At 46.2% G+C, this 20245-nt stretch carries 19 protein-coding genes; 10 read left to right on the plus strand and 9 right to left on the minus strand.

Features of this window, described 5'->3' with window-relative positions; all coding sequences use genetic code 11:
- Together F0364_RS29120 and F0364_RS28370 are read left to right on the plus strand one after the other, a co-directional pair.
- The coding region (locus F0364_RS29120; RefSeq protein ID WP_207632746.1) for a hypothetical protein at positions 1-308 on the plus strand (308 nt) is incomplete at its 5' end.
- A gap of 61 nt (positions 309-369) precedes the next feature.
- Positions 370-981 carry a hypothetical protein gene (locus F0364_RS28370; protein ID WP_153798607.1) on the plus strand — a complete coding sequence of 204 codons (612 nt, stop codon included), beginning with the start codon at positions 370-372 and terminating at the stop codon, positions 979-981.
- Positions 982-1096: 115 nt separating this feature from the next.
- Here F0364_RS28370 and purU read toward each other — a convergent pair whose 3' ends face one another.
- Positions 1097-1936, minus strand: a complete 840-nt coding sequence (gene purU / locus F0364_RS28375) for a formyltetrahydrofolate deformylase (RefSeq protein ID WP_153801209.1) — start codon at positions 1934-1936, stop codon at positions 1097-1099.
- A gap of 66 nt (positions 1937-2002) precedes the next feature.
- On the opposite strand from purU, the gene F0364_RS28380 reads away from it, so the two are divergent.
- Positions 2003-3229, plus strand: a complete 1227-nt coding sequence (locus tag F0364_RS28380) for a 4-hydroxy-3-methylbut-2-enyl diphosphate reductase (protein WP_153801210.1) — start codon at positions 2003-2005, stop codon at positions 3227-3229.
- A 110-nt stretch (positions 3230-3339) separates the two neighbouring features.
- On the opposite strand, the gene F0364_RS28385 is transcribed toward F0364_RS28380, so the two are convergent.
- Positions 3340-3738: a thiol-disulfide oxidoreductase DCC family protein gene (locus tag F0364_RS28385; RefSeq protein WP_153801211.1), complete on the minus strand. Its 399-nt coding sequence runs from the start codon at positions 3736-3738 to the stop codon at positions 3340-3342.
- Positions 3739-4077: 339 nt separating this feature from the next.
- Here F0364_RS28385 and F0364_RS28390 point away from each other — a divergent pair, with 339 nt between their 5' ends.
- From F0364_RS28390 to F0364_RS28405, 4 genes are all read left to right on the plus strand, one after another.
- Entirely contained in the window at positions 4078-5076 is a 999-nt protein-coding gene (locus F0364_RS28390; RefSeq protein ID WP_153801212.1) for a hypothetical protein, read from the plus strand.
- Between the two features lie 11 nt (positions 5077-5087).
- Positions 5088-5906: a universal stress protein gene (locus tag F0364_RS28395; RefSeq protein WP_153801213.1), complete on the plus strand. Its 819-nt coding sequence runs from the start codon at positions 5088-5090 to the stop codon at positions 5904-5906.
- A gap of 43 nt (positions 5907-5949) precedes the next feature.
- A complete protein-coding gene (gene ppsA, locus F0364_RS28400; protein ID WP_153801214.1) occupies positions 5950-8334 on the plus strand; it encodes a phosphoenolpyruvate synthase in 2385 nt (794 codons plus the stop codon).
- Between the two features lie 144 nt (positions 8335-8478).
- Positions 8479-8934, plus strand: a complete 456-nt coding sequence (locus tag F0364_RS28405) for a pyridoxamine 5'-phosphate oxidase family protein (protein ID WP_153801215.1) — start codon at positions 8479-8481, stop codon at positions 8932-8934.
- 150 nt (positions 8935-9084) lie between these two features.
- Here the strand turns inward: F0364_RS28405 and F0364_RS28410 are convergent, their stop codons facing one another.
- The 3 genes from F0364_RS28410 to F0364_RS28420 all read right to left on the minus strand — a co-directional run bounded on the left by F0364_RS28410 (position 9085) and on the right by F0364_RS28420 (position 11386).
- Positions 9085-9663 (minus strand): hypothetical protein, encoded by a 579-nt coding sequence (locus F0364_RS28410; RefSeq protein WP_153801216.1) that lies wholly within the window; start codon positions 9661-9663, stop codon positions 9085-9087.
- A gap of 92 nt (positions 9664-9755) precedes the next feature.
- A complete protein-coding gene (locus F0364_RS28415; protein ID WP_207632934.1) occupies positions 9756-10763 on the minus strand; it encodes a zinc-dependent alcohol dehydrogenase family protein in 1008 nt (335 codons plus the stop codon).
- Positions 10764-10816: 53 nt separating this feature from the next.
- On the minus strand, positions 10817-11386 hold the full coding sequence (locus tag F0364_RS28420) for an HdeD family acid-resistance protein (RefSeq protein WP_207632935.1): 570 nt from the start codon (positions 11384-11386) through the stop codon (positions 10817-10819).
- Between the two features lie 127 nt (positions 11387-11513).
- On the opposite strand from F0364_RS28420, the gene F0364_RS28425 reads away from it, so the two are divergent.
- Positions 11514-11864 (plus strand): hypothetical protein, encoded by a 351-nt coding sequence (locus tag F0364_RS28425; protein ID WP_153801218.1) that lies wholly within the window; start codon positions 11514-11516, stop codon positions 11862-11864.
- 67 nt (positions 11865-11931) lie between these two features.
- Here the strand turns inward: F0364_RS28425 and F0364_RS28430 are convergent, their stop codons facing one another.
- Positions 11932-12654: a YebC/PmpR family DNA-binding transcriptional regulator gene (locus F0364_RS28430; protein ID WP_153801219.1), complete on the minus strand. Its 723-nt coding sequence runs from the start codon at positions 12652-12654 to the stop codon at positions 11932-11934.
- A gap of 305 nt (positions 12655-12959) precedes the next feature.
- On the minus strand, positions 12960-14597 hold the full coding sequence (locus F0364_RS28435) for an amino acid permease (protein ID WP_153801220.1): 1638 nt from the start codon (positions 14595-14597) through the stop codon (positions 12960-12962).
- A gap of 144 nt (positions 14598-14741) precedes the next feature.
- On the opposite strand from F0364_RS28435, the gene F0364_RS28440 reads away from it, so the two are divergent.
- Both F0364_RS28440 and F0364_RS28445 read left to right on the plus strand, forming a co-directional pair.
- Positions 14742-15995: a dicarboxylate/amino acid:cation symporter gene (locus tag F0364_RS28440; RefSeq protein WP_153801221.1), complete on the plus strand. Its 1254-nt coding sequence runs from the start codon at positions 14742-14744 to the stop codon at positions 15993-15995.
- A gap of 73 nt (positions 15996-16068) precedes the next feature.
- Positions 16069-16737 carry a DedA family protein gene (locus tag F0364_RS28445; protein WP_153801222.1) on the plus strand — a complete coding sequence of 223 codons (669 nt, stop codon included), beginning with the start codon at positions 16069-16071 and terminating at the stop codon, positions 16735-16737.
- Positions 16738-17025: 288 nt separating this feature from the next.
- Here F0364_RS28445 and F0364_RS28450 read toward each other — a convergent pair whose 3' ends face one another.
- Both F0364_RS28450 and gabT read right to left on the minus strand, forming a co-directional pair.
- Positions 17026-18606, minus strand: a complete 1581-nt coding sequence (locus F0364_RS28450) for an amidohydrolase (RefSeq protein WP_207632936.1) — start codon at positions 18604-18606, stop codon at positions 17026-17028.
- A 32-nt stretch (positions 18607-18638) separates the two neighbouring features.
- Entirely contained in the window at positions 18639-19982 is a 1344-nt protein-coding gene (gabT, locus tag F0364_RS28455; RefSeq protein WP_153801224.1) for a 4-aminobutyrate--2-oxoglutarate transaminase, read from the minus strand.
- Positions 19983-20245 lie beyond the last annotated feature (263 nt).

Genomic DNA, 20245 nt, shown 5'->3' on the forward strand with positions numbered 1-20245 from the left:
TGCAAACCTACGAACACCTGCAGATAACACTGATGCAACTCAGGAGATTGCAGCATCATTACGATGGCCGGCATGTTTTGGCCATTGACCCGCACAGGATACAATCAGCAACCCGGCGTACAATGCCCCACAAAAAGAAAAGACCGGATGAACCGGGGCATAAAATGATGCAGACCTTTTTTTGCGTGGATGCATTCAGCGGCCAGCCCCTGGCTTTTACGCTTGGCTCCTCCGGCAAAAACTGCAGCCCTGCCACCCTGCAACTGGCCGATATAATTGAACAGGGTGGGCCTTTTTATAGCCGATAAGGAGCACTTCACACAGGAGGTGGGTGATTATTTTTGTCAGCACCCAACATTTGACATATTAATGCCGGCACCTGCAATTAAAAAAATTACAGGCCGCCTGGAGCACCTGCAATACAAACCCCTGTGGGCAGGATATGCACTGGCCTGCACAGACTTTGCCTTTGACAACAGTCCCCATACTCTGAAATTATTGGTACAACGCCAGGGAGAGCGGGAGGATGCCTATAATTACAAACCATTCTTAACTACCTCCAGCCAGACAGCCCTCGAATTGGTTACCCAAATATTCCCGCAACGGTGGACAATAGAAGAATTCTTCAACTTTAACGGGGATATAGGATGGAACAGGGCCTCCACCTTTAACCTCAATATAAAATATGGAAAACAAACCCTGGCACTCATAGCACAGGCTGCCACCCACCAACTCAAAAACAAATTGCCCGATAACTACAAAAAATGGACAGCAGCGCATACAGCACAACAGGTACTCACTAACATGGAAGGGGATATCAGGGTGGAAAATGACACCATCATTGTAACCTACTACAGAGACCATGAAGCACTGCAGCTACGAAACCATTATGAAAACATAGCCCAGCGGCTTGAAGCAGAAAATGTCAACCCAAAAATCCCATGGCTCTTTGATTATAAATTAGACTTTAGATTTAAATAACTAAAATCAATTAGTACAATAAAAAAGCTGAGACCTCGGGACTGCTTCGTCACGCAAATTGCTCAACGATGCGTCATAGCATTCCATCTGCCGGGGCCATAAATTTTTTCTTCGCTTAATTAAAAATGATGGTCTTGTTTTTCACCACAAACACCCTGTCTTCCAACACCAGCCGCAGTGCATCGGCCAGTACGGATTTTTCAACTTCATGGCCGGCCTCCACCATGCCACGTACGTCGTACTCATGGTCAACCGGAATTATTTTTTGGGTAATAATCGGGCCTTCATCCAAATCGTTGTTTACAATATGCGCAGTGGCGCCAATTAATTTTACGCCGCGTTCATAAGCCTTACGGTAGGGATTGGCGCCAATAAATGCCGGCAGGAATGAATGGTGGATATTAATAATCCTGTCTTCATATTTTGAAACAAACTGCGGCGACAATACCCGCATAAACTTGGCCAGCACCAGGTAATCGGGCTGGTATTTTTCCAGTAGCTGCGTTATTTCATTTTCAAATAACTCCCGGCTTATATCCTGGTGGCTGATGAAGTGAAACGGCAGGTTGAATTTTTGGGTAAACTCCTTCAGCACATCATAATTGCCAATTACCGCTTTTATGTTGGCCCTCAGTTCGTTAAAATGGTGGCGTACCAGCAAATCAGCCAGGCAGTGGTGCTCTTTGGTAACCATTATAACAATATCCTTATTGCGTTTGGGGTTAATGGTAACGGTGGCTGTGGCCGGCAGCACCGCAGCAAGCTCTTTATGCAGCACTTCCATGTGTAAATCGCCCGAAAGTTCAAACCTGGCAAAGAAGCTGTTGGTTTCCGGCTCAACAAATTCTTTCATTAAGAGAATGTTGTGGTTGTTCCTGAAAAGCACACCTGTAATGGCAGCGATAAGGCCAATGTGGTCGGGACATTTTATTAGCAGTACGTGATTCTTCTCCATGCAATTAGTTTGGCTAAAAGTACAACTTAGGTAAATGACTTAACTTAGCACCCGCAAGATAAGAGTATGAAGCAGTTTAACGTTCCAAATATTTATAAAAGCAATCTTATAAGCGCCGTTAAAAACAAACGCAGGCTGGAAGATAAGCTGAAAAAAGATTTTACCCCTACCCTTCTGGATTTTGGCCCTGTGCAGATATACCTGGCCCGCCATTTTGGTTTTTGTTATGGTGTGGAAAACGCCATAGAAATTGCATTTAAAACCATTGAGGAAAACCAGGGCAAACGCATTTTTTTATTAAGCGAAATGATACATAACCCCCAGGTTAATGCCGATCTGCAAAGCCGGGGGGTGCAATTTTTGCAGGATACTTATGGCAAACAGCTTATTCCGTTCGAAGACCTGCAGCCGGATGACGTGGTGATTATACCCGCTTTTGGCACCACCCTTAACATTGAAGCACTGCTTACCGGAAAAGGCATACACACAGAAAAATACAATACCACCTGCCCCTTTGTAGAAAAGGTATGGAACCGCAGCGAGCAGATTGCCAGGAAAGGTTACAGCATTGTGGTGCATGGCAAGCCCAAACATGAGGAAACAAGGGCCACGTTCAGCCATGCCTCTTCTCACACGCCAACGGTAGTGGTGAATGATATGGAGGAAACCATTGAACTGGCCAAATACATTACGGGCGAAAAACCGGCCGAACAATTCTATACCGAATTTAAGGGCCGTTATAGTGAAGGGTTTAACATTACCCAACACCTGCAGCGTATTGGCGTGGTTAACCAAACCACACAACTGGCTACCGATACCCAGGCCATTGCCGAATACCTTAAACAGGTAATGAAGGCACATTATCAACTGGACGAAACCAATATCGGCGAACGCTTTGCCGATACCCGCGATACCCTTTGCTACGCCACCAACGATAACCAGACCGCCGTTACCGGTATGCTGGATACCGATGCACACCTGGCCATAGTGGTCGGCGGTTACAACAGCAGCAACACATCCCACCTGGTGGAGCTTTGCGAAGAAAAACTGCCCACCTACTTTATCAACGGCCCCGGAAAAATTATTTCAGACACAGACATATTGCATTGTAACTGGCGCACAAAGGAAGAAACACTCACCAGCGGCTACCTGCCTGCGCATAAGCCAGTAAAAATTTTAATTACCAGCGGCGCCAGTTGCCCGGATGCAGTGGTGGAAGATGTAATAGAAAAACTGGTGGGCTTTTTTACCGTGCAAAAAGGTGTGAAAGAAATGACCGAACAGTTCAGCTAACATTTGGTACTTAGCTGCATTACTACTATTGGGCGCCTGTTGTGTCACTCACTTGTACGTCTTGTCCTTTACTCATCATTGTGCGGCACGCTGCCTGTGCGTAACAGCCGCTATCCCAAAAACCGGGCTTTTAAATCTGGTGTGGGCAACCAGCAAGTATCCTGTTTACCAAACCATCTGTAACGGTTACGGGCTATAAAGCTGTAAACAGCATCTCTTATAAATTTAGGGATAACAATAAAGCCGTATAATAACGGCCATCCTCCATCCAGTTGCCTGGCCACCTGCAAAGCCCCTGACGATTTTGTGTACAGCTTACTATTCTGCAGCAATAGGAAGGAATTAAATGTTGTATAAGGCAATTCGTGTTCTTTCAATACCTTTTGCCCATAGTCAGATTGCAGCGAAGCAAATAGGAATTGCTTTTTTTTATCGTGCCTTATTACAAATTGCACAGAACTGTTGCAAAGATTACAAACACCATCAAAAATTATTACCGGTTGCTGCATACATGTTGCTTAATAGCTGTGCCCGCAAATTTGCACATATTAATGCAGTATTGCAAAGGCTGCCGTTACATTTAGCATTTTGCATACCCGACAAAAAGCCGGATAGAAATCCGGCCATGTAATTGTCAAACATCCTTTAAATAGCAGTATGCAATATTAACTGCGGTATGCCCCTGCTTAACTGATTAAAGTCATCCGGCAGGGTGATGATGCAAAGCTTTACGGATTTCCCTTTCATCTTTCGTACAGGTATGCGCTGTCTATAATCACCAGTATTACTGACGGCGCTCATGCACCGGGCCTGGCAACTGCGCTACATTCACGGCATAATTCAACATCATGCTAACAGTAAATACATTGCAACCTGCCATACTGGAGCAAAAAACGCTAAGCTACCCTTCCTTGTGCCTGGTTACCACTTTTAACCCTAAAATGTACGCCGAAGCAGCCATCAAAAAATCATTAAAATACTTGTTTCTTGAGGCAGAAAGGTTGCTCCTGAAAAGTTATGAAGTTGCAGACGCTGTTTTGCTAATGGAAAAATTGAGAAAGCTTTTAAGCAGGCTTAATTATCACACACTAACGCAAAGCATTGCGGTAAGTATTTCTGCCACTGCTGAAAAAATAATGTACATGAACATGCCTGTAAAGCAGCATGTATCCACCGGATGCCCTTCCCCGGCAGAAAGCATTGTACATAACAAGCTGCACCGCAGGCAATTTTTAGTGCTTGCCCTTGCCGAAACACAAGGCCGGTTATATTCTTCTGATAAAGGCGTTTTAACCCGTGTTATGACCAGCACACCAGAAGCCGGCACTGTAAAGGGTGCCGCAAATGGCATAGCTTTCAACAATCTCATCAGCCAGTTGGATCAATCACTGGATATTCTTCTGCCTGCTTACAGGTTGCCCCTGTTTATCTGCGGCCCGGAAAAACTGCTTGGCCCGTTCAGGCTGCTCTCCAGGCATTTCCTGTCGGCAACGGCCTATATCCCGGCTTCGCATCCTGTCCAGTTAGAAACAGACCTGGCGTTGCTCCTGTTGCCGTACATTACAGACTGGAAGAAACTGAGGGAAACAGCCTTGCTTAACGAATTGGCCCAGGCCACCCTGCACGGCAATATCTCCACCGGGCTTGATGCGGTTTGGCAAAACGCTATGCACCGCCGCGGCGGCTTGCTGGTGCTTGAGCGTAACTGCCTGGCGCAGCCACCGGGCAGTGATAAGAAACTTGAAAAGATTATTGAACAGGTAGCGGCCCATGGCGGGGATGTGGAACTGGCTGGTAAAGGTGTGCTCAGCAACTTTCAGCATATCGCATTCATTCATAACTATTAAAATACTAAACAATGAAAACAGTTATTTGCGCCACCGACTTCTCTCCCGCTGCTTCCAATGCGGCCAACTATGCGGCAGACCTTGCGCTGGCGCTTAAGGCGTCGTTGGTTGTGTTGCACATAGTAAGTGCGCCGGTTAGTTACAGCGAACTGCCAGGGGCTTCTTTCGCAGAAGAAATGGAAGCAGAGGCTGAAAAAGAACTGCAAAGCCTAAAAGAAGCATTAAAAACACGCACCGGCGGCAAAGTGCATATAAGCACCTTATGCCGTACCGGGCCTTTCTTTGACGAGCTGGACGAAACCTGCAACGAATACCAGCCATACAGCGTTGTAATGGGCAGCCAGGGCACTACGGCCGCCGAACGGTTTTTCTTTGGCGGGCATACGGTAAATGCTATACGCCACCTGGATTGGCCATTAATAACGGTACCTTCCCAGGCCCGCTTTACAGGATTTAAAAAAATTGGGCTGGCTTGCGATTTTAAGGAAGTGACGGATAGCATACCCGCCAATCAAGTAAAACAACTGGTTGCAGATTTTAACGCGCAACTGCATGTACTGAACACAGGAAAACAAACCGAATACGATGCCGATGCTGTTTTTGAATCAGCCCTGTTGCAGGAGCTTATTGGCAAGCTAACCCCGCAATACCATTTCATTACGGCTGGCGATGTTGCTGAAGGCATTGCGGACTTTGCAGTTAAGAACCAAATTGACCTGCTGATTGTATTCCCCAAAAAGCACAACCTGTTTGAAAAGATTATCCACAAAAGCAGCAGCAAACAACTCGTACTGCACAGTCCCGTTCCTGTAATGTCCATGCATGACTAAACGGGCACATAAAAAGCCAACAAACACAGCTAATTATAAAACTATGGCCACGCTAATCAAACAATTCAAGGATACAGGCATTGGCGACGTAGCTATCGTAGGTGGCAAAAACGCCTCGTTGGGAGAAATGTGTAGCAAGCCTGGCTTAGCTAACATACCTGTTCCCGATGGTTTCGCCATAACAGCTATGGCTTTTGCTGACTTTCTCGCCATCAATGCGTTGCACAACCCTATTAACGAGATATTGCAGCATCTTGACAGAAGTACTTATTCCAACCTGGCTGACATAGGTTCCCGTTTGCGCCTTCTGTTAAGCCATGCGGTATTGCCGCCGGCATTAATTGAAGAAATAATCGCGGCTTATCACGCATTGGGTAATGGGCACGATATTGACGTGGCGGTAAGAAGCAGCGCAACAGCGGAAGATTTGCCGCAGGCAAGTTTTGCGGGGCAACATGAATCTTTTTTAAATGTAAGGGGCAAGGCCCCGTTACTGAAAGCAATAAAGAATTGTTTTGCTTCTCTTTTTACAGATAGGGCAATAAAGTACCGTGAAGACAATGGTTTTGCCCATGAGAAGGTTTTACTTTCAGTTGGAGTTCAAAAAATGATACGAGCAGACAAAGGCTGTTCTGGTGTGGCCTTTACCCTTGAGCCGGAGTCTGGTTTTCGCAATGTAATCCATATCAGCGGTGTTTGGGGCCTAGGTGAAAACATCGTACAGGGTGCCGTAACGCCAGACGAATTTCTTGTCTTCAAGCCGTCCCTTGTCAAAGAAAAATATGCAATTATCCAAAAAAGACTGGGCGAAAAGGCCAAAATGATGATATACAGCTCCGGCGACGGACGCTCTGTGGAGAACATTCAAACACCGGTTAACCTGCAACAGCGGTTTGTGCTTACTGATGAAGAAATTACAAAACTGGCTAAGTGGTGCATGGCTATAGAGCAACACTACCACCGCCCGATGGATATAGAATGGGCGAAAGACGGCATCACCGGCAACTTATTTATATTGCAGGCCCGGCCTGAAACAGTACAGGCAAAAAAGAATGCCCTGCAGGTAAAAAATTATATCCTGCTGGAGAAATCAGCAATACTTACACATGGTGAAGCCATTGGCAATGGCCTTGCAGCCGGCAGGGCCAGGATTTTACAATCGCCTTCTGACGCTTCAAAACTTGAGCCTGGTGATATTTTGGTAACAACCATTACCAGTCCGGATTGGGATCCTGTAATGAAAAAAGTAGCCGCGATAGTTACTGATAAGGGCGGCAGAACCAGCCATGCTGCCATTGTTGCCAGAGAACTTGGCTTGCCCGCCATTGTGGGCTGTGGTAACGCCACCGGTACCATTACAGACGGAGATTTTATAACCGTATGCTGCAACGAAGGAAAAACCGGCACTGTTTACCGCGGAAGCCTGGCTTACAAAGAACAAATAACCGACCTGTCGCGTATTAGCAAACCACGTATTACTGAAGTAAAACTGATTACAGCCGACCCAGACCAGGCTTTTCGCCTGTCGTTTTACCCTAACGACGGAGTTGGTCTGATGCGGCTGGAGTTTATTATTGCCCGTACCATAAAAATTCACCCGATGGCGCTGGTAAAGTTTAACGAGATTACTGACAATGATGCCAGGTTAAAGATAGAAGCACTTACAGCAGGATATGCTGACAAACAGCAATACTTTACCGAAAAACTGGCGGGAGGAATAGCTACTATGGCCGCGGCATTTTACCCGAAAGATGTTATTGTAAGAATGAGCGACTTTAAAACCAACGAGTACGCTAACCTTATAGGAGGCAAAGCATTTGAACCAACAGAAGAAAACCCAATGATAGGCTTCAGGGGCGCATCAAGGTATTACCATCCCTTGTACAGGGAGGGTTTCAGGCTTGAATGTGAGGCCGTACGCAAAGTACGGGACGATATGGGTCTTACAAACGTTAAGCTGATGATTCCATTTTGCAGAACACCTGAAGAAGGCAGTAAAGTGATTGAGGTAATGAAAAATTATGGCCTTGCACAAGGCAGGAACGGCCTGGAAATTTATATGATGGCAGAAATACCATCCAACGTGTTATTGGCAAGCCGGTTTGCTGAAATTTTTGACGGTTTTTCCATCGGCTCTAACGACCTTACACAACTGACTCTTGGCATTGACAGAGATTCATCTGTTATAAGCGGGCTGTTTGATGAGCGGGATGAAGCTGCCACACTGATGATAGAAATGCTGATACGCAAAGCAAAGGATGCCGGAATAAAAACAGGTATATGCGGCCAGGCGCCAAGTGATTATCCGCAATATGCACAGATGCTTGCCGGCCTGGGTATCGACAGCATTTCGTTTAACCCGGATGCACTGTTGAAAGGCATAGAAAATGTTAACTATGCTGAAGAACAAATGATGGCAGACGGCTGACACAATAAAAAACTACTGTTGCCAAAAGGATACCTTTTTAATCTTATATGGTAACATCTTGGGAATTGCATTATATAACCATTTTCGTGAGCTTAATAAATAGCAATTGCCTTTAATCCGACAAATCAAAAAAGAGGGGGCTGTATGAACGGCATATTACCAGCGGAAGAACAGGAAAAACTGATGAGCCGCAACATCTTCGGCCGCCTGGGCTGCTGCGATGGTGACCGGACCTATATCGTACCGGTGAATTATGCATATGACGGCAAAAGCATTTATGCGCATTCAGGCGAGGGCTTGAAGATAGCCATCATGCGCAGTAATCCACGGGTATGTTTTACGGTAGATGAAATAACCAGCTTTACCCATTGGCTGTCGGTAATAGCATGGGGCACTTACCAGGAGCTTATGGATGCAAGGTACCGCATGTATGCCATAAAACTCTTCAATGAAAAAATGATGCACATACCTCTTAGCGCCACGGCAGCAATACCACTTCTATCAACAGATGGCAACTCTTTCCAGTATCCCGGACGTGTAAAGGCAGTTATTTACCGCATAATCATTTCAGAGAAAACAGGCAGGTTTGAAAATGGCTGATGCTTTTTATCTTTCTGTAAATGGCACTGCGTGGGGCATTCCAACAGGCTAAGGTCCGCGGTGCCACAAGATGCAGAATTGGCAGGAAGGTTAAGTATAACGGTATTGTTGCCGGTTGATAAAATTGCTCCTTTTGCTAACCCGGTTGATTTATTGATTGATGTACACAAACATGGAGTAAGTTAACGCTGCATAAGAATGCAGCCGGTTCAGAAAAATTTGGGGGCTTACACCCACTGCCAATATGTGATACCGCCAGTTAATGCTTGCGGAAAATGCCAAACCCGGGCAGGCTTGAATATTCCGCTTATAACAGTAAGCCAGGGCGCCCTTTTTGTCAGGAAAACTGTCTATACCTACAGGTGAGGAATACCGCAGAAAAGAGGGTCCCGCTTCAGCGGTTAGAAACCATTTATTTTCTTTGAGATGATACAGCCGCCCAATTAGTAAAGCTATTTCTTCATGAGAAAAAGCTTTGCCGGTGATGTGGGTGTTGCCTTGCCGTTTGGGATACTGCCGGCTGTGATAATCGGCTACCCATGCACGTGCAGACAAGAACCATTCTTTACGATTCACAAAGTTTATTGAAGCATCTACACCGCTATGGCCGCTAAACTGCCAGCCAGCCTTGCCAAACCAATAAAATCCTCCACAACTATCGCAAAGCGCCTGTGCATAAACCAATTGAATGCAACAACAAAAAAAACCTGATACAAACAGCTTTTTCATACGAATTGTTTACCAATATTAATGTAGACATGGCTGTATGAAAATGACGGGAAACAGCAGACAATATGAATTACGTCAGCCGGCAACGGTGGTTACATTACAAGTACGGCGGCGCCTTCTATACCACCCTGCCTTAAACGGTAAATGGCTTCGTTGGCTTTTTGCAGCGGGTATGTGGTTATGTGGGTATGTATTGGCACCGTAGGCGCAACAGCAAGAAAAGAGCGGCCATCGGCTCTTGTAAGATTGGCAACAGATTTTATCGATCTCTCTTGCCATAAGAGCTTATAGGGGAAAGATGGTATATCGCTCATATATATGCCTCCGCAGATAACCATGCCACCTTTGCCCAGGTGCAGCAACGCTTGTGGAACAAGCTGCCCAACCGGCGCAAAAATAATAGCTGCATCCATTTTTTCGGGTGGACGTTGCGTTGAATCCCCTGCCCATACAGCGCCAAGTTGCAGAGCAAATTTTTGAGAAATATCGTCACCAGGCCTGGTAAATGCAAATACTTGTTTATACTGGTGGCGGGCCAATTGTATAACAATGTGCGCCGCCGCCCCAAAACCATAAATGCCTATATTGACAGCCAGTTCCGGCACCATACAGTAAGAGCGGTAGCCAATAAGGCCCGCACAAAGTAAGGGCGCCCCCTGCGCATTTGCATACAAAGATGGTATAGCAAAACAGAAACGCTCATCGGCAACGGTATATTCAGCAAAACCTCCGTTAAGGGTATAGCCTGTAAAGCGGGCGTTATCGCAAAGATTTTCCTGACCGTTTAGACAATACCTGCAGCGCCCACATGTAAATCCTAACCAGGCCACACCAACTGTGTCACCAATATTAAAAGCAGTTACACCCGCACCGATTGCGGATACGATGCCAACAATTTCATGGCCTGGTATTAAAGGTTGCAGCGGATAAGCAAGTTCTCCGTCTATAATATGAAGGTCTGTCCTGCAAATTCCGCAGGCTGTCACTTTTATCTGTACCTGGCCTTGGCCTGCCACAGGTATAGCAACTTTCTTATATACCAACTCTGTTGCTGGTTTTTCCAGCACCATTGCCCCCATTAAGTTGGTAATTTGCGCCATGGGTTTTTCTTTTACATGTGTGCCTGCACTACCATTGCAGCAGGCTTTGTTTGTTACAACCTGTAACGGATTTTAATATGCCTTAGCCTTATGGCAAGGTAGATAAAGAACAAGCCTGTAACTACCAGGAAAACGGTTATCCACAAAATAGTAGTTACCACACCCAGTACCGGCAAAACTGTTACAAGCACGGGAGAGAGGATGGTAAGCATAGCGCCTGCCACCAGCCACTCGCTTTCTGTTGCTTTCATCATATTAACGTCAGACAATTCCGCGAACAGGGTTACAATGCCGGCCAATATCCAAAACCCCAGCAGGAAGGGCCAGATAAAACTGGAGTAGCCCTGGTAAACGAGCAGGAATGCGCCGGCAACCATATCGGAAACACCTACCGCGAAATGCCATTTCCAGCGCTTTACAAACCCCCTTTTGGCAGCACTGAAGGTTATTTTCCAAATTCCGGCGAGCAATGCAAGGAAACCAAACAGGTGTGCTACCGGCCACTGCCTGGTAAAAGGAAAGAACGCGATATAAACACCTGAGACAATGAATAGCGCACCGGCGCACATAAACAGCGACCAATGCCTGCTGTCGTTTTTTATGAATGAAATATGGTATTTCATATTCAATAATTTAGGTGGTGAAAATGCTGGGAACAATTTACCAACCGGTTGAAGTATATTTACTGACAACCGCCGCATGGTTGCATGACAATCATCATTATACAGCGGAATTGCACGCCATTTTTATATGCTGCTAAACATCGACGACAGGGAAACAATTGCAGAAATGCAGGAAAGGTTCAACAACTCTTTCCCAAAGCTTTGGCTGGAGTTTTTTGATAAAGCCCACGGCTGGAACAAAGCTTCTGTTGAGCGGGATAAACTGGATCCCGGCCTCGTTATTGCACAAATAAGGCATAAGCATACTACGGGCACTTTTCAAATTAAATCAACTGACAAGGCCGGTGAAATTGAACGGATATTCAAAAAAGTGTATGGCCTGTTTGTGCAGGTTTGCTATTACAAAAATGGCCGCTGGGTGGAGACGGAAGGTTTGGATGACTACACTTTGGCTGAATTATCTGCCATGGCTGAATAAAAGAGGCCCGCTGCTGTTGCAGCGGGCCTCTTTTATTCAGTATTAAACGCAATGGTATTTATGCTAATTAGCCCATGTTGTGAAACACTTTACTCACGTCATCATCCTGCTCCAGCTTTTCTATCAGCTTGGAAACATCTTCCGCCTGGGCATCCGTTACCGGAACCGTGGTGGAAGGTATCCATTCCAGCTCTGCACTGATAGGTGTAATCCCTTTATCTTCCAGGGCTTTTTGCAGCTTGCCGAAATCAGTAAAAGCGCAACGCAATACTAAAACCGCATTGCCCTCATCATCCGCACTTTCACCCAGTTCTTCCAGGCCAAAATCAATCAGTTCAAATTCCAGTTCTTCCGTATTCAGTCCTTCCGGTTTCAATTTAAACACACCCATTTTCTTAAACTGGAAGCTTACACTGCCGCTGTTACCCAATGCGCCGCCGCCTTTATTAAAATGGCTTTTTACATTGGCCACGGTACGTACGTGGTTATCTGTCGCGGTTTCTACCAGCAGGGCCACACCATGCGGTGCATAACCTTCGTACAGTATTTCCTCGTAGTTAACCATTTCCTTGCCTTGCGCCCTTTTAATGGCCGCTTCCACACGATCCTTAGGCATACCTACGCTACGTGCATTCTGAAAACAACGCCGCAGTGCAGCATTGGTGCTAACATCCGGGCCACCTGCTTTAACGGCAATTACAATTTCCTTGCCTATGCGGGTAAACTGTTTGGCCATTCTGTCCCACCGCGCAAACATGGTAGCTTTACGAACTTCAAAAATCCTTCCCATGGTATAGATTGTAGTTTATAGTATCCTGTGTATAATGCCCAACCGAAGCCGGTTGCTGCGGTACGCACTGCAGTACAAGAGTGCGACGCAACGGAAGCCAAATTCCTGTTCTGCCGCCGGGCCCATAATCTTCATTATTTTCCCGCACCGCAGGTGCCGGAAAATTTGTTTATACTGCAGGATATATGTCTGGGACCCATAAGGTGGCAGACATACATCCTGCAGCAAGGCCGCAAAATTAGGAGAACGGGGTGAAAATAAAAAAGCCCCCGTTAAGAGGGCTTTTAAATATTTACAGCAGTGCATTACTTTTTGGCCATCCTGCTGCCAAACAGAATTAAGTGGCCGGCGGCAAATACGGCAGATATTATCAGCAGGGTTTTGTCTTCGGCCCAGCCAACAGTTTGCTGGTGCCATAGACCTACAATTGCCAGCAATAAACAGAGTGCAATACCGGTGGTGTTAATTACACCCTTGCCAATACGCTTTTCTGTTTTGCCCCCCAATATGCTGTTTTTAAGGCCGTAATACGCATATATATCAAGACCTATCAGCATCCACACCACCAGCCTTATCCATGTATCCGGTGGCAAAAATACCATCATAAATAAGCAGGTGCCTATGCCCAGCACCGGAACCAGCGGCACCAGCGGTGTTTTAAAGGCACGTGGTGCATCTGGCATGTTTTTACGCATTACCATAACGCCTACGCACACAAGAATAAAAGCGAACAGGGTGCCTATGCTCGTCATTTCGCCCACCACCCTTGCAGGTACAAAGGCTGCAAACAAGCTTACAAACAGCAGGAACAACAGGTTGTTTTTAGACGGCGTTCTGTATTTGGGGTGTACGGCGCTGAACACTTTGGGAACCAGGCCGTCTTTACTCATACTGAAGAATACACGGCTCTGGCCCATAAGCATTACCAATATTACCGAAGCATAACCCGCTAAAATAGCCACTACAATAGCACGGTTAAGCCAGGGATAATCAGGCTGCCATACGCCGGGCGAAGTTTCTTTACCCATGTGCTCAATAGCAACAGCTACGGGTGCAATACCATCCTGTCCGCGGAAGGTGGTGTAGCTGGTAACACCCGTCATAACGTGGGCAAATAATATATACAGCAAAGTACAAATGGCCAATGAACCAAGAATGCCAATCGGCATATCCTTACGCGGATTTTTGGCCTCCTGGGCCGCTGTACTAACCGCGTCGAAACCGATGTAGGCAAAAAACACAATGGCCGCTGCACGAACGATACCGCTGAAGCCAAACTCGCCAAAAGTGCCGGTATTGTCGGGTATATAAGGTGAATAGTTACTGTTGTTAATATATTTCCACCCCAGGAAAATAAACACAATAACTACCGTTACTTTCAAACTAACAATAATAGCGTTAACGGTGGCACTTTCCTGTGTGCCTTTTATTAATAATAAGCTCATTACAATTACAATAAAAACCGCTGGTAAATTGATGATACCCCCATCCCATGGCCCAGTCATGATAGCGGCAGGCAGGTGAATATCAAACCCTTCCAGGAATTTAACCAGGTACCTGCTCCAGCTAATGCTTACGGTGGCGGCGCCAACGGCATATTCAAGTACAAGGTCCCACCCTATTATCCAGGCAATAAACTCACCCATAGTAGCGTACGAATACGTATAGGCGCTACCGGCAACGGGAATCATGGATGCGAACTCAGCATAACAAAGACCCGCAAAGCCGCAACCCAACGCTGCAATAATAAATGAAATAGTGATAGCCGGACCAGCCTGGTTGGCCGCGGCGCCACCGGTAATAGAAAATAAACCGGCGCCAATGATAGCGCCAATACCCAGCGCCACTAAAGAACCGGCGCCCAACGTTTTCTTAAGGCCCTTTTCAGATTCGGAGGCTTCAGACAATAAGATGCCCAAAGGTTTTTTGACGAATAAGCTCATACTAATACTGTGGGGTTAAGTTTAAGTGAAAAATGTTGGCCACAAAATAGTGATTTATTCATTTCCTCCTAATGTTTTATTAACACCCGGCAGGTAACGGTAACATATAAACATTATATTGCGGCAATTATATAACCTGCATGCATGAAGGGCTCTAACAAACTTACCCTGTACATACTGATAGCAATGGTTTTGGGCGCTGTGGTTGGCATTACCATACATACGCAGGCATCGCCGGAATTTATTGCCTCTTTCTCCACCAATATCAAGCTGCTTACCACCATTTTTTTGCGCCTGGTGCAAATGATTATAGCGCCGCTGGTTTTTTCAACACTGGTGGTGGGCATTGCCAAACTGGGCGATTTGAAAACAGTGGGGCGTGTGGGTGGCAAGGCCCTGCTTTGGTTTATATCCGCATCGCTGGCCAGCCTGCTGCTGGGCATGCTGCTGGTAAACCTGTTTAAACCTGGCGAAGGTATTGACCTTAGCCGCGCCGCTTCTTCATCCATTAAAGAGCTTTCCGGCAACACACAATCTTTTACGCTGCAGAATTTTGTGGAGCACGTTTTTCCCAAAAGCCTGTTTCATGCCATGGCCGATAACGAGATTTTGCAGATAGTTATCTTCTCCATCTTTTTCGGTGTGGCTACCGCGGCCCTGGGGGATAAAGCCAAAACGGTGGTAAAAGCGCTGGATGCGGTATCCCACGTAATACTGCTGATGGTAAATTATGTAATGAAGTTTGCGCCCTATGGCGTATTTGGCGCCCTGGCAGCAGTAATTGCGGTTAACGGCTTCGATATTTTTATTTTCTACTTTAAATACTTCCTTTACTTTCTTACCGGTATAGCACTGTTGTGGGTGGTGTTGCTGTTTGCAGGCTTTTTAATACTCAGGCAACGGTTACCCGCTTTGCTAAAGCATATTGTGCAGCCGCTGGTAATAGCTTTCAGTACTACCAGCAGCGAGGCCGTTTTTCCGCGCCTTACCGAAGAACTGGAAAAGTTTGGCTGCAAGGATAAGATTGTATCTTTTGTATTGCCGCTGGGCTATTCTTTTAACCTGGATGGCAGCATGATGTATATGACATTCGCCAGCATAGCCATTGCCCAGGCTTACGGCATACACCTGGATTATGGCACCCAGCTAACCATGTTGCTGGTGCTGATGCTTACCAGCAAAGGCATAGCCGGTGTGCCCCGTGCATCGCTGGTGGTGGTGCTGGCAACCTGCGCAATGTTCGATATTCCGCCGGAAGGCGTTGCGCTCATCCTGCCCATTGACCATTTTTGCGATATGTTCAGAACCGCCACCAATGTATTGGGCAATGCCCTTGCAACCAGTGTGGTGAGCAAATGGGAGGGCGCCCTGGAAGACCATGATGTTGAAGTGATTTAGTACCAATACTTAAACATTCATTATCATTTCCGCAATTACAGCAACCCATTACTATTTCAAATATATTTGACGCATGGAAAAAGGATTGATACAACAGTTTATTGAGTGGATTATTCACAATGGCGGATTATATGTATTACTGCTGGTAATTTATGCTGAAACGGGTTTATTGCTCGGCTTTTTCTTTCCTGGCGACAGCCTGCTGTTCGCCGCCGGTATTTATACAGACGAACTGGCAAAAGAATTTTTCGGCATGCATTACAGTGTTATCATTATACTGGTCATCATCGTTTCCATCCTGGGCAACATGACGGGTTACTGGTTTGGCCGCAAAACGGGGCCTTTATTATACGAGCGTAAAGAAACCTGGCTGTTTAAACGAAAACACCTGATGCGTGCCCACGATTTTTATGATCACTACGGCAAGGGCACTATTTTCCTGGCCAAGTTCCTCCCCATAATCCGCACTTTTGCGCCTATAGTGGCGGGCATCGTAAAAATGGATAAAAAAACTTTTCACTTTTACAACGTACTTGGCAGCATTTGCTGGGTAAGTTCCATGATGCTGGGCGGCCACTTTTTACAAACATGGGTTGAAAAAAAATGGGGCTACAGCCTTAAAGACCATATTGAAGCCATCACACTTATCATCATCTTAATTACCACATTACCTGTTTTGTACAAGTTATTCTTTGGCAAAAAGAAGATTGTACCCGTAGATGAGAATGCAGGAAAGAAATAAGGAGAAGTTTAGGGCGCCTGCTAAAGCACCGGGCTTTCCGCTCATACTCCGCCACATGACCTATGCTGCGAAGGCTTCACCGGAGTAACCGCTGCAATCCCTGGCGCGGGGTGTAACAGGCTGCTATTTTTGCAGGCAGGTTTTTTTAAGTACGAGTTACGAAGTAAGAAGTACTTTATGCAAAGCTTATCTTATTTATCAAGGCAAAGCAAGGTTAACGGGCTACCCCCACTCTCCTATTCACCACTCACCATTCACCATTCACCATTCGCCATTCACCATTCAGATTTACATTTCCCAAACCAGTTTGCCATCTACAAAAGTTTGTTGCACTGTTACAGTAGAAAGCTCCTGCGGAGAAACGGTTAATGGATTCCTGTCAAGCAGAATAAAATCTGCCAGCTTACCAGGCTCAATGCTTCCATATTCATCCGTTGCAGATATAGCCGCGGCGTTGGATGTATAGCAACGCAGTGCCTGCTCTACAGTAATAGCTTCCTGCCGGGCGATGACATCACCATCGCTGGTTGTACGGGTAACTGCCGACTGCACACCCATCAGCGGGTTAAAATCTTTTACTACCGGCGCATCGGAGGAGAGAGCTGCAAGAATACCATGCTGCAGAACAGATTTAACCGGGTAGCAATGATTAAGATAATCTTCATCCAGGTATTTGATAAAGTTGCGGCCAAGCTCATGAAGAAAAATGGTTTGCATGGATGTAGCGATATGGTAAGCCTGCATATCCTGCAAATGCTTTTCCAGCGGCAGGCCAAGGTGTTCTATCCTTTTAATCTGTGCAGGAAAATCAGCATGTAACCGTTTATAAATATCAATCACAAACTCAATGGCCGCATCGCCAATAGCGTGTGTGGCTACGCCAAGGCCTTTTTCCATAGCCTGCCGGCAAAGTTGTACATATTGTTCCTGTTGCAACCTTAGCACTCCCTGGTCGGTGGAGTTTTTGTAATGCCTGTTAAGCGCGGCGGTTTTACCACTAAGGCCACCGTCAGAAAAAAACTTAACCGTGTTTACCTGAAAAAAATCCGAATCAAATAGTTGCGGTATAGAATAAGGCTCTTCGCCCCCATCGGGCAAAATGATGGGCAACGCGTTCAGGCGAAAGCCAAGTTCCTGCGCTTTGTTCATTTCATGGTAAGCCTGCAACAGCAGCGGATCAACAGCAGGGTCTGTAGCGGCCGTGATGCCATAACGATAAAACTCATCCCTTGCGGCCTTCACCATGGTCTTCAATTGCTCTTTGCTGTAGGGCGGTATGTGGCTGGTGATTAAGCCCAAGGCTGTTTCAGAAAAAATACCGTTTGGTTTTCCGTTTTCATCCAGGTGCATTACGCCGCCTGTCGGCACAGTTGTAGAGGCAGTTATATTGGCCAGTTGCATGGCTTTGGTATTGGCCACAGCAATATGTGCACAGGTGCGGATGATATATACCGGTTTATGGCTGATCACCCTGTCAATATCCTGCGCTGTTGGCAGTTTACCACTTTTCCACAAGGCTTCATTAAAACCCCGGGCCGTAATCCATACTGCTTCCGGGTATTTTTCATTGTATTCTCCCAGCATTTCCAACATATCGTCCATACTGGCCACACCGCGTACATCCAGCATATAAGTTTCCAGGTTGCCCACTTTCCAGATATGGATATGTGTATCATTAAAGCCCGGCATCAGGGTTTTCCCTTCCGCATCAATAACCTCTGCGGTGGAAGCTGCCAGTTGCTTCAATTCTTCATAACGGCCAATGGCTTTTATCCTGTTACCTTCCGTTAACAATGCATCGCCCTGGCCTTTTTGAAAACCACTGTGAAAGGATAAAATGTTAGCGTTATAGATGAGGATGGATGACATTGAAAGATTATCTTTTGAACACATTAAAAAATCTACTTCCGTTTCTCATCCGCCCTGGCAATAGCCCCTTCCAGTACACTCAATCCTTCCGCCAGTTGTTCATCTGTTATTACAATTGGTGGCAATAACCTTATACAGTTGCTGAAAAGACCGGCACGTATTAAAATCAATCCCTTGCTGGTAGCATCTTTAATAACTTCAAGGGCTACTTCCATGTCTGGTTCCCGGGTTTCCCTGCTCTTCACAAACTCAACCAGCCGCATTGCACCAACACCCCTTACATCGCCAATGATGCCGTATTTGTCTTTCCAGGTTTCCAGCGTAGCCCTGATGGTTTCACCTACCTGCACCGACCTTGACAAGAACGCTTCTGATTGCAGTATCTTGATTGTTTCAATTGCCGCAACGCATGCCACCGGGCTGCCGCCGTAAGTGCCTCCAACCCCACCCAAATGGGGTGCATCCATTATAGCTGCCTTACCGGTAACGGCGCTGATGGGCATGCCTGCGCCGATTGATTTTGCCGAGCAAATAATATCAGGCACAACTCCTGTATGTTCAATGGCAAAAAACTTACCCGTACGGCCGGCGCCGCATTGTATTTCATCGGCTATCATAACAATGCCATACTTATCACAAACTGTTCTTATTTTTTGAAGGTACCGTGCAGGTATTTGCAGAAAACCTCCTTCGCCCTGTATGGGTTCAATAATAATGGCCGCTAACGCTTCCGGGTCAACCTGGGCAATCATGGCTTCATCAAATTTTTTGATACAGTAGTCTATGTATTGCTCATCCGTCATGCCTTCAATTTTCCGGTACATGCTCGGCGCTGCAATGCGGTACACATCGGTTACAAAAGAACCAAGGCCTTTTTTAAACAGGGAATACTTACTGGTAAGGCTTAACGTTAAGGTAGTCCTGCCGTGGTAGGCGCCTTCAAAGCACAATACCGCGTTACGTTTGGTGTAATACTTGGCTATGTTGACGGCATTCTCCACCGCTTCCGAACCGGAGTTGGCCAGCAATGTTTTTTTAGGAAAATCACCTGGCGTTAAACTGTTCAGCAGTTCCGCAAGTTCTATATACGGTTCTATCGTTGTAACCAGCGAACAGGTGTGGATATATTTATCCACCTGCGTTTTAATAGCATTTACCACCGCGGCATTGCTATGCCCCACATTTATCATACCTATGCCGCCGGCAAAGTCAAGCAGGCTGTTGCCATCCACGTCGTACACAACAGCGCCATCGGCCCTTTCCACTACCACTTCTGTTGACTTAGCCAAGCCTGAAGGCAATGCATTTTTTCTCCTTTCCAATACCTGCAAACTGTTGGGGCCGGGTATCGCGGTTTTTAATTCAATATGAGACATACTATTGTATTTAAGAATTTTTCATTACCAGTTGTTTCATTTTCAACCCAATGAAGGCCTCAGCAATTTCGTGATACGAGCTGCAGCCTTTCATGGGAGCTTCGTTGCGTCGTCCCGAAACTTCGGGATTCATCGTCCTGTTCATTGGGCGACTTTTCAGCCCCCTGTATTAATGTTTCTGGCACCTGCGGTGGCAGAAACGGGCGGCAACATTTTGGCTGGATAGTTCTGTCTAGCGTAGATGACATATCGCACACCCAATC

The sequence above is a fragment of the Foetidibacter luteolus genome, from assembly GCF_009650435.1.
In the GTDB taxonomy this organism is placed as follows: domain Bacteria; phylum Bacteroidota; class Bacteroidia; order Chitinophagales; family Chitinophagaceae; genus Foetidibacter; species Foetidibacter luteolus.